Genomic DNA, 12,751 nt, shown 5'->3' on the forward strand with positions numbered 1-12,751 from the left:
TCTCTCAGGGGCGGGGGGACCGCCCCGGGACGTGTCCCGCGGCGCGGCGGTGCGCCCGCTCGGGGGCGCGTCCCGGGACGGGTGCCGCGGACGCCCGCGGCCGGACCGGCGCCCGCGGGCCCGGAGCGGACCGCGGAACGCGGCCTACAGGGTCAGCAGGAAGTCGGCCACGTCGTCGCGGATCCGCGCCGTCTCCTCGGGGGAGATGTCCCAGGCGCCGAGCTCGTCGAGGGAGACCGCGCCCCCGGGGGCCGCCACGTCGGTGCGCACCGGGTAGTCGCCGGGGACGTAGAAGGGGTCGAAGGCGGGGCCGCCCGTCTCGGAGTCGTCGCCCATGAGGAAGTCCGCGACCAGCCGGGCGGCGGCCGGGCTGTCGGAGTCGCGCACCATGCCGATGTAGGCCGGGAAGGTGATCCCCGGTGAGGGAGCGGTCCCCAGGGAGGCCTGGAGCGCCCACCCCTCCTCCTCGTTGTCCCGGCGGTCGGAGTACGAGGTGAAGCCGACCGGCGGGTCGTCCTGGCCCGCCGCGCCCACCGCCTGGTTGACGTTGTCGGTGTCGTCGACCAGGACCAGCCCGTTGCCGTACAGGTCCTTGACGAACTGCTGCCCGGCGTTCTCGACGCCGTCGTCGAGGACGACCTCGGTCCCGAAGTGGTCCAGGTGGGCCTGCGCCATCGCCTCGGACTGCCGCACGATCTCGGCCACGAGGTCGAGGTAGTCCCCGCGGACCGCGGGGTCGACCATGACGACCCTGCCGTTCCACTCCTCCTCGGTCAGCTGCCACAGGTTCCCGACCGGCGAGCCGTCCGGGTGGGCCTCCTCGTTGTACATGAGGACCTTGGTCGAGAGGCGGTTGGCCAGCAGCGGCTGTCGGTACTCCTCGGGAACGGTCTCCCCGACCCGCGGCGGGACGTAGTTCTGGAGGACGCCGCCCGCGACGAGCTCCGTGATGACGACCGGGGCGTCGGAGATGTAGGCGACGTCGGCCGAGGGGGTCCCGGCCTGGGACTCGGACCGCAGCCGGGTGATCTGCTCGGAGGAGGAGATGTCGTGGCCGATCAGGTCGACGCCGGGGTACTCGGCCTCGAACGCCTCCTCGACCGAGGCGATGCGCGAGGTGAAGGAGTAGACGGTGACCTCGCCCTCCTCGGCGGCCAGTTCGACGAGTTCCTCGTGGGTGGCGTCGTCGAGTTCGTGGGGGCCCGCGCCCTGGTCGGCGGCGGGGGCCTGGGGGGCGCCGCCGCCGCAGGCGGCGAGGGAGACGGCGAGGGGGAGGGCGACGGAGGCGGAGAGCATTCTCGAAAAGCGCATGACAGGTCCTTTGTGTCAGTTCTCGCGCAGGTGGGGGAGGGGGCGGACACGGACGCCGGGGGACTCCGGCCGGTGGCGTCAGTCGAAGTCCGTGAGCAGGCCGTCCAGTCGGTCGAGGGCGGGGAGGATGACGTCGGGGTGCCGCTGGGCGACGGTGAGCACGATGGCGTTCGCGATCATCATCGGGACGCTCAGGGAGGAGAAGCCCTCCTGGTGGCCGCGCGGGGCGGACAGGACGGTGGTCGGGGCGGGGTCGAGGGTGTGGAGGGTGTCCGTGATCAGGACGGAGCGGGCGCCCACGGCGGACGCCCGGGCGTAGAGGTCCGTGAGGTTGCGCGGGGCGCGGCGGAAGGCGAAGGACACGACGACGTCGGACTCCGACATCGCCAGCACCCGTTCGGCGACCTCGCGACCGGGGCCGACGAGGTTGACCGAGTGCATCCCGAACCGCCGCAGCCGTCCGTCGAGGAGCTCGGCCAGGACCCCCGCGTTGCCCCGTGCGAAGAGGTGGACCACGCGCGCGCCGACCAGGAGGTCGGCGACCTCGTCGATCTGTGTCTGGTCCACGTGCCTTCCGACGGCAGCCAGCGATTCGAGCTCGGTGGCCAGGAGCGTGTCCAGGACGCGCCCCTCCCCCCGGAGCTCCGCGCGGAACCGGTCGCCGGCGCCGTTGAGGTGTGCCTCGCGGTCCTCCCGCAGGTCGTCCCGCAGCTCCAGGTACCCCTGGTACCCCAGGCGCTGCGCCAGGCGGGTGGCGGCGGCGGGGTGCACCCCCGCGCGCTGGGCGACGTCACCGCCCCGCCACAGCGGGGCCTCCGCCGGGTGGGCCAGGAGTTCGTCGAGGAGGACCCGGTCCGACTTGGTCAGCCGGTCGCGGTACTCGTTCACACGCTCGTGGAAGTTCACGACAGTCACGCTACAGCAATTTTAATTGCGTGAGTATGACCTTCTGCAATTTAAGTTGCGGTTCATGGGGCCTTCACCCCCAGGTCGGACGGGCGCCCGGTTCCGCGGGGGAGGGGCCTCTGCCTGCCCCGACGCGCCCGCGACCCCGGACGGGAGGGGCCGCCCCCGGACGGCGGGGGCACGGGGCTCCCGTGCGGACGGCGCCCCGCCCGGTCGGCGGAACCGGCTCGGCCGGAGCACGCGGGCACCGCTCCACCGGGGCCCCGCGGGGGCGGCCGTCGCGGCCCCGTGCCAGGGTTCGGGTATGGACCCCGGAACCCCCGGGCGCGCCGGGACGGCCCTCGCCGCGCTGGGCGCGCTGCTGGACCGCTCGATCGCCCAGATCGCCGACGCCGCCCACGACGCGCGCACGTTCGACCGCGAAACCGTCAGGGCCGTCTCCGACGTGTGGGACAACAACACCCTCCCCCTCTTCCGCGCCGCGACGGGCCGTTCCGCACGGGAGCGGGAACGGCGCGCCCGGGAGGCACTGGAGTGGATGGCGCGCCTGGGCCCGGAGCGCCGCGCCTGGATGGCGGAGCAGACCGCGGCCGCCGGGTACCGGATCGACGTGCTCGCCCGGCCCGTCCCCGCGCGCCCGGACACGCCCTACCGCGACTACCGGGGCGAGGTCTGCCCGGTGCCCTCCCGGTTGACGCCGCAGACGGCGGCCGAACTGTCGGAGGACTACGCACTGGACGCGGCCACCGTCCGCCACCTGCGGATCGAACGGGCCGGCGCCCGCCTCGGCGCCTTCCTCACCCTGGAACTCGTGCGCTCCTACGACGCCGGTGAGAGCGCCTCCCCGGCCCGCCCCACGCTCGACGTGGAGCTGGAGGACCTCGCCGGGGTGGACCTCGACACCTGTGAGGGGGCCGGAGCGCGCCTGGAACCCGCCTCCTCCGGGGTCGAGATCGGCCTGGGAGCACGCGGGGTGCTGCGTGCGCGGTCGGCCTCTTCGATGATCGACGACCACTCATGGCACCTGTCGGCCGCCGGGCGGCGGGCCGACGGGACGATCCCGCGCCGGGGGGAGCGGTCCCGGTCCGGGGGACCTCCGGGCAGGGGGAGGCTGGGAAGCTCCGCACACGGTGCGGCGGTCTTCCTGATCGGGGCCATGATGATGATCCGCTCCGTCCGCTACCCCCGGGAGGCCGCACGGGTCCCGCTGGAGGCTTACTGCCGTGCCCTCGCCGGAGCCGGAGGGGACGTCCTGCGTGTGGGCGCGCTCCCCGCACGGCGGCGGGAGTCCGCCTTCCGCTCCCTCGTGGCCCAGTGGCTCCGGCGCGGAGGGACCGAACTGGCTCCGGACTGGCGGCGGCTGCTCGGGGGCATGCCGGACGCGCGGGATCTGGCTCGCGGGGTGCGTGAGGAGCTGGTCGCCGGGGGAGGCGTGCCGCACGCCCGCGTCCCGGCCGGGGAGGCCGTGGACCTCCCGGAGCCCGTCGGGCTGCGCATGGTCTCCTTCACCGCCGGACACACCGCCTGGCGCACCCGCCACGACGCCTCCGCCCTCGTGCACGTGGCCGTGCCCTCCGGGGAGGGGGCGCCATGGCGGCTGCGGGCCCTCGAGGCCGCCGATCCCGTCCGGCTCAGGGTGCGGAACGGGGCGTTCGACGGGACCGGCCCCCTCCGCGTGGAGGACGGGGGCGGTGGGCTGAGGACCCTCGTGACGGGCGAGGGAGCGCTGACACTGGCCGCCCGCGCCTGGACCCGGGTGCCCTCGGCGTACTGAACCGGGACGGGCGGCGGGGCGCCGAGCGCTCGGCGGGCCCGGGGGCGCTCCCGGGGCGTGTGCGCGGATGCCTTCGGCGGGCCCCGGGACGGCCGGCGGCTAGCCGTCGCCGCCGGGGAGCAGGGAGCCCAGCGGCCCCAGGTCGAGGTTGAGGTCGGCGGCGGACAGGCCGTAGCGCTCGCGCAGTTCGGTCATCCGCTCGTCGAGCAGCATCAGGGTCATGCCGATGCGCTCCTCCTGCTCCTCGGTGAGGTCGCCCTGGTCCACCCGGCGCAGGGCCTGCCGCTCCATGAGCTGGCGCACCAGCTCCACCACGGTGAGCACCAGTTTGATCAGGTCGCGTTCCACCGTGTCGGGTTCGGTCTCGATCCTGTGGCGCAGCCCCTGCTGCTCCGTCCGCGCCCCGGAGGCGTCCTCCCCGCCCCGCGCCGTGCCGTCCAGCGCGTTCTGGAGCTCGCCCAGGACGTCGCGCCCCCCGCCGGCGCCGGAGGCCCCGTCCAGGTCGCGGACGACCGCCCCCGCCGTGTGCTGCCGGGAGTCCCCGGCTCCTGCTGCCATGCTGTCCCCCTTCGGTGAGGTCGGGTGTCAGTCCTGACGGATCCATCCGGCCAGGGGATGGCCGTGCTCCCAGGGCGAGGGCACGTCCTCGTTGATCGAGGACACCAGCGCGCGCAGGGACACCCGGACCAGGTCGACGTCGGCGATGGAGACGGTCAGGTCCCCCGTGATCACCACCCCCTTGGCCAGGACGCGGTCGAGCAGGTCGACCAGGGAGATCTCGCGGTTGGCCAGGGGGTGGTCCTCGTCCAGCATGCGCGTGAGCGAGTAGGGGCCCGGGGCGGAGCCGGACGCGGACCCGTCACGGGCGCCGGGGCCCTCCGCCGGGCTCATACGCCCACCCCCGTCGTTCCCGGGGAGGCGAAGGAGTAGGGCGCCCACGGCCCGGAGACCTCGACCCGCGTACCCGCCGACGCCCGGGAGTCCAGCTCGCGCACCGTGTCGAGGAAGGCCTCCACACGGCCGTCCTCCACCAGGTAGGCGGTGTTCATCACGTTCTCGCCGGGGGCCTCCGAGAGCGCCGAGTCCTGGGGCCTGTGGTGCTCGCGGGCCCGGGACAGCGCCCCCAGCGCCTCGTCGGCCTCCTCGCACAGCCGGGCGGCCCGCTGCCAGGCGTCGTCGCGGCTCTCGCGCTGCTGCCTGCGCCTGCGGAGGTACGCCTTGCCCTGGCTCTCGTCCGGGGGCGCGGTCTCGGCCTGCGACGCGTCCTCGGGGCGGCGCGCGCCGGTCTCCGCGTAGACCTTGACCCCCAGCTCGACGCAGCCCTCCAGCCGCCGCAGGACGGCGTCGAAGGACGCGCGCTCGTCCCGGAGCACCTGGCGCACGCGTCCGTCCCCGCGGTAGACCGTCGCCAGCCTCAGCGGCACGGCCACGGTCCGGCGGGCGGTCCTGTCGACGACGCCGTGGTGCGCCCGGGCCACCGCCTCCAACCAGCGCAGGTCCTCGAGGTTGGCCTGGAGGGCGGCCTCGTCGAACTCGTTCAGGGGGACGGCGCTGACCACGGCCGCGAGGTCGCCCTCGGCCACGAGGTGCACCGGGCGCCCCCCGACCCCGGTCGCCCCGTCGAGCGCACCGGCCCCGAGGGGACGGCACACGGCGTAGACGTAGCTCGCGTACTCAGTCCTGTCCATGCCCCTCCTCGCCGTCGGCCCCGGACGCCCCGCCTTCCCGCGCGGCGGCTCCGGCCGCACCCTCCGGGGAGGCGTCCGCCCGCCCGTCCGCGGCGGGCAGGGGCGCCTTCCCCTCCTCCAGGGCGGCGATGCGCTCGCGCAGGAGCCGGTTCTCCTCCTCCAGCTCCTCGTCGCCCCGCTTCATCGCGCGGGAGGACAGCGCGGGGTCGTGCTCCCACCAGTCGATGCCCATCTCCTTGGCCTTGTCCACCGAGGCGACGAGGAGCCTGAGCTTGACGGTGAGGAGCTCGATGTCGAGGAGGTTGATCTTGATGTCTCCGGCGATGACCACGCCCTTGTCGAGCACGCGCTCCAGGACGTCGGCGAGGTTGGCGGACGAGGAACCGCCGGAGGAGCGGATCTGCCGGGGCTCGCCGCGCCACGGTGTCGGTTCACTCATGGGTTCCCCCGTCCTCCGCACCGGGCCGGGGCGCACGGGTACGGATCACGGGCACGCCCCCGTCGGCTTCGGCGCCCCGGCCCCCGGCCCTGCGGGGCCGCCCGGCTCAGGAGCGCCCGTCGGCGCGGGACCCGTCCTCGTCGACGTACTCCTCGTCGTCGTCCAGGTCCTGTTCGTCCGCCTCATCAGAATCCTCGTCCGCAGGCTCTTCATCAACGGGCTCCTCGTCCTCGAGCTCCTCGTCCTCGGGCTCTTCGTCCTCGAGCTCCTCGTCGAGGAGTTCCTCGTCGGTCTCCTCCGGGTCCTCCTCCAGCTCCTCCGACTCCTCGTCCTCGGGATCGTCCCCCTCGTCGGACGACTCGTCGTCGGGGAGATCCCCGTCCTCGGACTCCTCCGCCTCGGGCCCGTCGTCGTGCGGGGGTCCCGAGCCCAGGGCCGCGAGCCGCTCCCGCTCCTCCGGGTCCAGCTCCGCGAGCTCGGCGGCCTCGTCCTCGTCCAGCCGCGCCAGCTCGTCCCACTGCTCCTCGGAGAGGCCGGCCTCCTCGAGCTCCAGGGCGTCCTCGTGGGAGAGGACGACCTCCCCCTCGCGCACCTCCCCGCGCCAGCCCTGCATCTCCTCCGCCTCGGACAGGGCCATCATCATGACCTGGCGCCGATAGTGCTTGAGGTCCAGCCGGAGGCGTCGGCCCTGGGCCCGCCAGAGGTTGCCGGTGCGCTCGAAGAGGCCCTTGGGGTAGTACTCCACCACCAGCAGGACCCGTGTGAGGTTCTCCCCCAGGGGGTGGAAGGTCACCGCCCCCTTCATGGTGCCCTTGGCGGCCTCCGTCGACCAGGCGATCCGGTGGTCCTGCACCTGCTCGGTGACGGCGGCCTTCCAGCTCCGGCTCGACCAGAAGACCTTGCCCTTCCAGTGCGAGGTGGTGTCGCCGGTCTTCTCCACGCTCTGCACGCCCTTGGCGAAGGAGCCGAAGTCGGGGAAGCGGGTCCACTGGTTGTAGGCCACACGCACGGGGACGCCGACGTCGATGTCCTCGACGATGTTGACGCTCTTCGAGGGCCTGCCGCCCCCGCCCCCCTTGCCGAAGGCCTTCTTGGCCTTGTTCTTGAGGCCCTTGGCCCCGCCGGCGACCACGGCGTTGGCCGGGCCCTTGCCCTGGACGAGCTTGCGGCCGACCTCGCCCACCACGGGGGCGCCGGCGACACCCTCGCCGGACAACCGCTCGACCGTGCCGCCGAGCTTGCGGGCGGCGCCGGTCACCACACTGCTCGCCTTGGCGCTGACGTAGTCCTGGACCGCGTCGGCGAGCTTGGAGGTGCCCTCGTTCCTGTCGGCTGCGGAGCGCAGGCGGGCCAGGGGGCCGTCGGACTCAGCCACGCCCATCACCGTCCCCCTCGCCGTCCTCGCGGGCCGGGCGCTTGCGCTGAGCGGCCTTGCGCGTACCGCTGCCCACCTTCGCGGCGGTGCTCGACGCGGCGCGCCGCGGTGCCGTCTTCTTCGCCTTGGCCTTGCGCCCGCCCTTGTCGGGGGAGGACCCCTCGGAGGCCTTCCCGGAGGAGGGCGCCCCGGTGTCCCCGTCGTCCTCGCGAACCTCGCCCCCGTCCTCGGACCGCTCCGACCCGCCGGTGACGGTGTCCGCCGCGCTCTTCCCCGCGCCGGAGACGGTGTCGACGGCGCCGGACCTGAGGCTCTCGGTCCGGTCGTTGAGGGAGTCGGCCAGGGAGCCCGCCCACTTGCCGGCCAGGTTGCCCGCGGCGGCCTTGCCCACGTTGAGCAGCTGCTCCCGCGACTGGTTCCTCAGCTCGCCCACCACCGGGAGGGAGGAGACCTCCTTCAGCAGGCCCTGGGCGAGCAGCTGGGGCTTGATGTCGAGTTTCTTCGCGCCGAGGTAGAGGCCGAGCCCTAGGGCGAGCTTCAGCTTCTTCTTCCGGCCGAGGATGTAACCGCCTACGGCGGCGGCCACGATTTTCGCCGTGTCACTCACGGTTTCACACCTCAATGTCGTCTATCGGAGACCCTGGTACCTCTCGGCTTCCTCCAGCTCGTCCAGCAGCTCGTCCTCGAGCTCGTCGAACTCGTCCGCGGACAGCTCTCCCCTGTCGAACCGCTCCGACAGTTCGGCCAGGCGCTGCCGGATCCGCGAGGGGTCGTACACCTCCCGCTCGGCGGCCTCCAGGACCTGGCGCGCCGTCCAGTCCGCGAACCGGACCGGAGCGACGGCGGGAGCGGTGAGGATCGCGCGGAGAAGGCCCATGTGCCCTCCTCTCGTTCGGGCCGGGGCGCTCGCGCCCCGGCTCAGCGCGGCGGAGCCGTCACGAAGCTGTAGGGGGGAAGCGGGCCGTTGACCCGGATCTCCAGGAGGGTCCCCCACTGCTGTTGGAGCTCACCCGCGACGCGGACGAAGTCCTCGGTCCGGTCCTTGCGCACCAGGACCGAGACGTTGGCCAGGCAGCCGCCCACGAGGGGGCCCATGGCCACGCGCTCGGCGTGCTCGGCCAGGGGCCGGGTGACGGCCTCGGCGTCGCGCTGCCTCAGGGCCTCCAGGGCCTGGGAGACCTGCTCGCCGAACTCCATCTGCTCGGCGGGCGTGCCGCCGCCCGAGGCGCGCAGGGCCTCGTTCCTGGCCCGGAGGGACTCGTCGTCGAGGAGCACCAGCCGCAGCGCCGCCTCCTCGATGTGCGTGGCCTTGACGTTGAACTCCACCCGCTCGGCCAGCTGTGCGAGAAGCCCGGAGTAGTGGTCGGCCCCGCGGTCGAGCTCGGCCGCGACCGCCTCGTCGTCCGCGCTCACCGCTCCGAAGCGCAGCGGCAGGACCCCGTGCCCCTGGGCCAGGGTCTGGAGCACGTCCTGGTGGGCCGCCAGGTCACGCCGTTTGGCGCGGAGCCCCTCGGGGGCGTCGCTCGCAGCCGCGGCCAGGCCGCCGGCGCGGACGAAGCGCAGGGGGGCGGGGTTCTCACCGACCCCGGTGAGCTTCAGGTGGTCGAGCGACTCGTCGTCGCGGACGATCCCGTAGACGTACGTGCTCATTCGTCCTCCTTCTTGCCGGAGGCGCGGCGACGGGAGCGGGCCGGGGCCTTCTCCTCGCCCCTCTCGTCGTCCTGACCCTTGGAGAAGGACTCGGAGATGGCCTCGGCGGCGCCGGAGAGCGCGCCCTTGGACTTGCTGCGCGCGCCCTTCTCCATGCCGCCGTTCACCAGGTCGGGGAGCCCGGCTCCGCCGCTGCTGGTCAGGTCCAGGCGGTTGCACGCCTCGGCGAAGCGCAGGTAGGTGTCGACGCTCGCGATCACGATACGGACGTCGACGGTGAGGAGTTCGATGCCCACGAGCGAAACCCTCGCGAACACGTCGACCACCAGCCCCTTGTCGAGGATGAGTTCCAGGACCTCGTAGAGGTTTCCGGAACTCCGGCCCCCGCCGGAGGACTGCTGCATCACGGTCATCGTAATCATGCTCCTTTTCGTCGGTGAAGATCCGAAGGGCAGATACTCCTGATCCAGTGCGCAGAAAATGAGGTCATGATCCGTCGGAACGGCCTCGCGTGTAGCGTTTCACGCGCCGGTACCCCTGGATTTCACCGTCCGAGTCGAGTTCCACGGAATAGGTGGCCAGCATGCTCACCGTGTCCGGGACGCGTCGTAACTCGAGTGTCTCCAGGTTCAGGCTCCATCCTTCGCCGTCCCGCTCGAAACTGGAAACGCTTTCGACTTCGATTCCGGTAAGCTCCTCGAACTGCTCCCGAGCCTCCCGCAAGCGTTCCATCATTGATTTTCTGCCTGAGGAGCGAGGCGGGGGACGGCCTTCGCTTCCGTTGTCTTGGCTCATGGATCTCCTGTCCAATGGCCATTGTCCAGATTCTTTCTTCCTGCCCTCTGGACTAACCACTACCACGAAAAATCCGGGCAAAACGTCCCGCTGGTCAGAGGCGGGGGAGAAGGGCGTGTTCCACCAGGTAGGGCGCCCGGAGCCGGTTTCGGGGAGCCCGGCCGGGAGCGGGGGCCGGGACGGTCCGTCCCGGCGAGCTCACCGGGACGCGCCGGTGATCCGCCCCAGGGTCCGCCGCCCCGTGCGGCTCATGGCCGGATTGCTGTACCGGTAGTACCAGACCAGCCCCATCGCCTGCTGGAAGGCCCAGGCCCGGCCGCGCTCCCACTCCCGGTCGCCGCTGCCCAGGGCCTCCCTGAACGCGTGCCTCGGCCCTTCCTCGAGCAGGTGCCAGGCGCAGACCAGGTCCAGCGCCGGGTCCGCGGGCCCCAGGCCGCCGACGTCGAGGACGCCGGCCAGGCGCCCGCCCCGTACCAGCAGGTTGCCGGGGATCAGGTCGCCGTGGCACATGAGGTCGGGATCCCCGCCCCGGGGCAGCTCCCGCATCCCCTCCCAGAGCCCGCGCAGGCGCGGTACGTCCAGCAGCCCCTCACTGCGCTCCAGGCACGTGCGCATCCACGCGTCGTGGTCGGCGATCCGGCCGCCGCGACCCGTTCCCCGGAACGCCCGGCCGCGCGTGTCCACGGCCCTCACCCCTCGGACGAACTCGGCCAGGTCCAGGGCGAACCCCGTGCTCCCGCCCGGGTCGCGCCGGTCGGCCGGGGTCCCCGGCAGCCACGTCTGCACCGCCCACGGCAGCGGATACCCCTCCCGCGGCCCCCCGATCGCCACGGGCTCGGGGGTGGCGAACCGTGTGCGCCCCAACAGCTCGCGTGCGGCCGCGGCCTCCTCCCGCAGGCGTCGGCCGACCTCCCCGGGGTCCCCCGGCCGCAGGGGGAAACGCAGCGAGAACCCCTCGCCCAGGCGAAACACGGCGTTGTCCGTGCCCCCGGGGAGCACGGGCACGACCGGCAGCCCGGCCCACCCCGGGAACTCGGCGGCGACGATGCGTGCCGCCGACTCCGCGGACACCGGGACCTGGCCCTCGTGCATGTCCATCGACCCAGTCTGGCCACCCCCGCCCGGTGGTGCACCCCCTTTTCCGGCCCGGCCCCTCCCCCGGACGCCCGCCGGGGCCGCTCCGCGGTCCGCCGAACGCCTGAGTCCCCGGTGGGTCCGACGAGCCGACCGGGGACACAGGACGCGTCCCGGACCCGGGGAGGGCCGCGCCCCGGCCCTGCCTGCGCACCGGGGCTCGGCGCCGGCGGACACCTCAGGCGCGGTCGCGCTGCTCGGACCGCTGGTGCGCCTTCCACGCCCGGTGGAGTCCGCGCCGGCGCTCGTACTCCTTCTTCGCCCGGTGCTGCGGATCGGTTTCGAGGGTCTGGGACGCCGGGCCCATGACGTGCAGGAGCGCGTAGTTGATACGGAACCCCGTCCTGTACAGCAACGAGAACGAGTCCTTCCCACGCGGCTTGTCCATGGCCGTCCACCTCACTGTTCACCGGGATCGCGGACGCACGCCGCGAGAGGGCAATCGAGCAGGGAATCCTTCGCCGTGAAATCCGCGGCCTTCCCCGCTCAGCAGCGTATCCGCCCGGTTCTCGCGGTCCCGGTCGGCCCGCCCCGCACGATGCCCCGCCCCGGGCCCGGCGTCCGACACGGGGACGACATCTCCCGGGCCGCGCCGCGGCGGCTTCCCGCTCCGGGCGCGGGGCCGGACGTGGAGGCGGTCCCGGCCGGGCCGGGCGACGACGCACGTCACCCCGGACACCTCCCGGACGGTGTTCCCGGACGTGGCCGGGTCCGCTGCCGCGCTGCTGCGCGGAACCCCGGTCCGGGGCGGGTTCGGCAGGCCGGTGCCGCTAGGTGTCGGACATCGCGAGTTCGAGCTCGCCGGGGGGCGACTCCCCCGCGGTGTACAGGGGACCGTGGACATCCGCGCAGGGACCGAAACGGATCCAGGCCAGCTCCTGCGCCCGGTGCCGGTCGAGCGCGAGCAGACTGCGCACACCCGGCGCGAACGCCGCCGGCCTGCGCCGGGTGGCCGCGCGGAGCCGTCGCCAGCGCCGCGAATGCGCCCGGTGGCTGCGCTCGGACACCCGCCGCCCCCGGGCGTCCTGCCCGTTGCGGGCCTCCTGAGGGGTGGCGTCGATCATCACCACGTGCATCTCGTACCGGCGGAGCCGGCAGAGCAGGGCGAGCAGCACGCGGACCGGGCCGCGGGTCCCGCACTCGTGCAGCACCACCGGGCCGCCGCGCAGCGCCGCGGCCACCCGGACCAGGTGCAGGACGTGCACCACCCAGCGCCACAGCGGGTAGGGGATCCGGTCGAGCAGCGGTCCCAGCCGGTACCGCGACTGCAGCGAGTCGATCACCCGCACCCCCTCCGCGGTGAGCACGGTGCGCTCCTCGTTCTCGCGGAGTCCGAACAGCCGCCGCAGCAGGGTGCTCTTCCCGGCCCCGGGCACCCCGGAGACCAGGACGAGCGACCGCCGGGGATAGACCATGCCGCGCACCGTCGGGTCATTCACCGCGGGCACGTACCGCGCCAGCCCTTGGAACATCTTCGGCAGCTCCTCCGACCTTCGCGCCGGTGAGGCGCGGCTCCGCAGCGGCCGCGTCACCTATGTCATGACGCTACCGGGCATCGACGAATCCGAACAACGCAGAACTCCCCACTGCGGCGTGTGCCGGCCTCGCCCTGCGTCACTCACGGCAGCGGACCGCCGCTGAGCCTGGAGCGGCAGGCAGTCGGTCGGCGCGGTGTCTCG

General features: G+C 73.5%; 16 protein-coding genes. 1 reads left to right on the forward strand and 15 read right to left on the reverse strand.

The window, feature by feature from the left end:
* Positions 1–144: 144 nt before the first annotated feature.
* A complete protein-coding gene (locus ACIRPH_RS15805; protein WP_402914583.1) occupies positions 145–1,311 on the reverse strand; it encodes an extracellular solute-binding protein in 1,167 nt (388 codons plus the stop codon).
* A 78-nt stretch (positions 1,312–1,389) separates the two neighbouring features.
* Complete coding sequence (locus ACIRPH_RS15810) at positions 1,390–2,226, reverse strand: MurR/RpiR family transcriptional regulator (protein WP_402914585.1); 837 nt, start codon at positions 2,224–2,226, stop codon at positions 1,390–1,392.
* A gap of 295 nt (positions 2,227–2,521) precedes the next feature.
* On the opposite strand from ACIRPH_RS15810, the gene ACIRPH_RS15815 reads away from it, so the two are divergent.
* Positions 2,522–3,991: a hypothetical protein gene (locus tag ACIRPH_RS15815; RefSeq protein WP_402914587.1), complete on the forward strand. Its 1,470-nt coding sequence runs from the start codon at positions 2,522–2,524 to the stop codon at positions 3,989–3,991.
* A gap of 99 nt (positions 3,992–4,090) precedes the next feature.
* On the opposite strand, the gene ACIRPH_RS15820 is transcribed toward ACIRPH_RS15815, so the two are convergent.
* The 13 genes from ACIRPH_RS15820 to ACIRPH_RS15880 all read right to left on the reverse strand — a co-directional run bounded on the left by ACIRPH_RS15820 (position 4,091) and on the right by ACIRPH_RS15880 (position 12,544).
* Positions 4,091–4,549, reverse strand: a complete 459-nt coding sequence (locus ACIRPH_RS15820) for a gas vesicle protein K (protein WP_402914589.1) — start codon at positions 4,547–4,549, stop codon at positions 4,091–4,093.
* A gap of 27 nt (positions 4,550–4,576) precedes the next feature.
* Positions 4,577–4,882 carry a gas vesicle protein gene (locus ACIRPH_RS15825; protein ID WP_402914591.1) on the reverse strand — a complete coding sequence of 102 codons (306 nt, stop codon included), beginning with the start codon at positions 4,880–4,882 and terminating at the stop codon, positions 4,577–4,579.
* Entirely contained in the window at positions 4,879–5,679 is an 801-nt protein-coding gene (locus ACIRPH_RS15830) for a GvpL/GvpF family gas vesicle protein (protein WP_402914592.1), read from the reverse strand. Before ACIRPH_RS15830 ends, ACIRPH_RS15825 begins: the two co-directional genes overlap by 4 nt.
* Positions 5,666–6,118: a gas vesicle protein gene (locus tag ACIRPH_RS15835; RefSeq protein WP_402914594.1), complete on the reverse strand. Its 453-nt coding sequence runs from the start codon at positions 6,116–6,118 to the stop codon at positions 5,666–5,668. Before ACIRPH_RS15835 ends, ACIRPH_RS15830 begins: the two co-directional genes overlap by 14 nt.
* A 106-nt stretch (positions 6,119–6,224) precedes the next feature.
* A complete protein-coding gene (locus tag ACIRPH_RS15840) occupies positions 6,225–7,499 on the reverse strand; it encodes an SRPBCC family protein (RefSeq protein ID WP_402914596.1) in 1,275 nt (424 codons plus the stop codon).
* A complete protein-coding gene (locus tag ACIRPH_RS15845) occupies positions 7,486–8,100 on the reverse strand; it encodes a hypothetical protein (RefSeq protein WP_402914598.1) in 615 nt (204 codons plus the stop codon). The genes ACIRPH_RS15840 and ACIRPH_RS15845 overlap by 14 nt, the downstream gene beginning before the upstream one ends.
* 21 nt (positions 8,101–8,121) lie before the next feature.
* The gene (locus ACIRPH_RS15850; protein WP_402914600.1) at positions 8,122–8,370 is read right to left on the reverse strand and encodes a gas vesicle protein GvpG; all 249 of its coding nucleotides are present in this window, start codon (positions 8,368–8,370) and stop codon (positions 8,122–8,124) included.
* Positions 8,371–8,411: 41 nt separating this feature from the next.
* On the reverse strand, positions 8,412–9,143 hold the full coding sequence (locus ACIRPH_RS15855) for a GvpL/GvpF family gas vesicle protein (protein ID WP_402914603.1): 732 nt from the start codon (positions 9,141–9,143) through the stop codon (positions 8,412–8,414).
* Complete coding sequence (locus ACIRPH_RS15860; protein ID WP_402914838.1) at positions 9,140–9,547, reverse strand: gas vesicle structural protein GvpA; 408 nt, start codon at positions 9,545–9,547, stop codon at positions 9,140–9,142. The genes ACIRPH_RS15855 and ACIRPH_RS15860 overlap by 4 nt, the downstream gene beginning before the upstream one ends.
* Before the next feature lie 82 nt (positions 9,548–9,629).
* Positions 9,630–9,938: a gas vesicle protein gene (locus ACIRPH_RS15865; protein WP_402914606.1), complete on the reverse strand. Its 309-nt coding sequence runs from the start codon at positions 9,936–9,938 to the stop codon at positions 9,630–9,632.
* Positions 9,939–10,136: 198 nt separating this feature from the next.
* Entirely contained in the window at positions 10,137–11,036 is a 900-nt protein-coding gene (locus ACIRPH_RS15870) for an aminoglycoside phosphotransferase family protein (RefSeq protein WP_402914609.1), read from the reverse strand.
* A gap of 214 nt (positions 11,037–11,250) precedes the next feature.
* Positions 11,251–11,460: a hypothetical protein gene (locus tag ACIRPH_RS15875; RefSeq protein WP_402914611.1), complete on the reverse strand. Its 210-nt coding sequence runs from the start codon at positions 11,458–11,460 to the stop codon at positions 11,251–11,253.
* A 382-nt stretch (positions 11,461–11,842) separates the two neighbouring features.
* The gene (locus tag ACIRPH_RS15880) at positions 11,843–12,544 is read right to left on the reverse strand and encodes an AAA family ATPase (RefSeq protein ID WP_402914614.1); all 702 of its coding nucleotides are present in this window, start codon (positions 12,542–12,544) and stop codon (positions 11,843–11,845) included.
* Positions 12,545–12,751 lie beyond the last annotated feature (207 nt).

Origin of the sequence: Nocardiopsis sp. NPDC101807, from assembly GCF_044766605.1 — a bacterium.
GTDB classification, from domain to species: Bacteria; Actinomycetota; Actinomycetes; order Streptosporangiales; family Streptosporangiaceae; genus Nocardiopsis; species Nocardiopsis tropica.

Excerpts from the sequence above, each read along its gene's own strand:
- ACIRPH_RS15805 (WP_402914583.1), bottom strand. The coding sequence starts at position 1,311 with ATGCGCTTTTCGAGAATGCTCTCCGCCTCCGTCGCCCTCCCCCTCGCC.
- ACIRPH_RS15815 (WP_402914587.1), top strand. The coding sequence starts at position 2,522 with ATGGACCCCGGAACCCCCGGGCGCGCCGGGACGGCCCTCGCCGCGCTG.
- ACIRPH_RS15820 (WP_402914589.1), bottom strand. The coding sequence starts at position 4,549 with ATGGCAGCAGGAGCCGGGGACTCCCGGCAGCACACGGCGGGGGCGGTC.
- ACIRPH_RS15825 (WP_402914591.1), bottom strand. The coding sequence starts at position 4,882 with ATGAGCCCGGCGGAGGGCCCCGGCGCCCGTGACGGGTCCGCGTCCGGC.
- ACIRPH_RS15830 (WP_402914592.1), bottom strand. The coding sequence starts at position 5,679 with ATGGACAGGACTGAGTACGCGAGCTACGTCTACGCCGTGTGCCGTCCC.
- ACIRPH_RS15835 (WP_402914594.1), bottom strand. The coding sequence starts at position 6,118 with ATGAGTGAACCGACACCGTGGCGCGGCGAGCCCCGGCAGATCCGCTCC.
- ACIRPH_RS15840 (WP_402914596.1), bottom strand. The coding sequence starts at position 7,499 with ATGGGCGTGGCTGAGTCCGACGGCCCCCTGGCCCGCCTGCGCTCCGCA.
- ACIRPH_RS15850 (WP_402914600.1), bottom strand. The coding sequence starts at position 8,370 with ATGGGCCTTCTCCGCGCGATCCTCACCGCTCCCGCCGTCGCTCCGGTC.
- ACIRPH_RS15855 (WP_402914603.1), bottom strand. The coding sequence starts at position 9,143 with ATGAGCACGTACGTCTACGGGATCGTCCGCGACGACGAGTCGCTCGAC.
- ACIRPH_RS15860 (WP_402914838.1), bottom strand. The coding sequence starts at position 9,547 with ATGCAGCAGTCCTCCGGCGGGGGCCGGAGTTCCGGAAACCTCTACGAG.
- ACIRPH_RS15865 (WP_402914606.1), bottom strand. The coding sequence starts at position 9,938 with ATGAGCCAAGACAACGGAAGCGAAGGCCGTCCCCCGCCTCGCTCCTCA.
- ACIRPH_RS15870 (WP_402914609.1), bottom strand. The coding sequence starts at position 11,036 with ATGGACATGCACGAGGGCCAGGTCCCGGTGTCCGCGGAGTCGGCGGCA.
- ACIRPH_RS15875 (WP_402914611.1), bottom strand. The coding sequence starts at position 11,460 with ATGGACAAGCCGCGTGGGAAGGACTCGTTCTCGTTGCTGTACAGGACG.
- ACIRPH_RS15880 (WP_402914614.1), bottom strand. The coding sequence starts at position 12,544 with ATGTTCCAAGGGCTGGCGCGGTACGTGCCCGCGGTGAATGACCCGACG.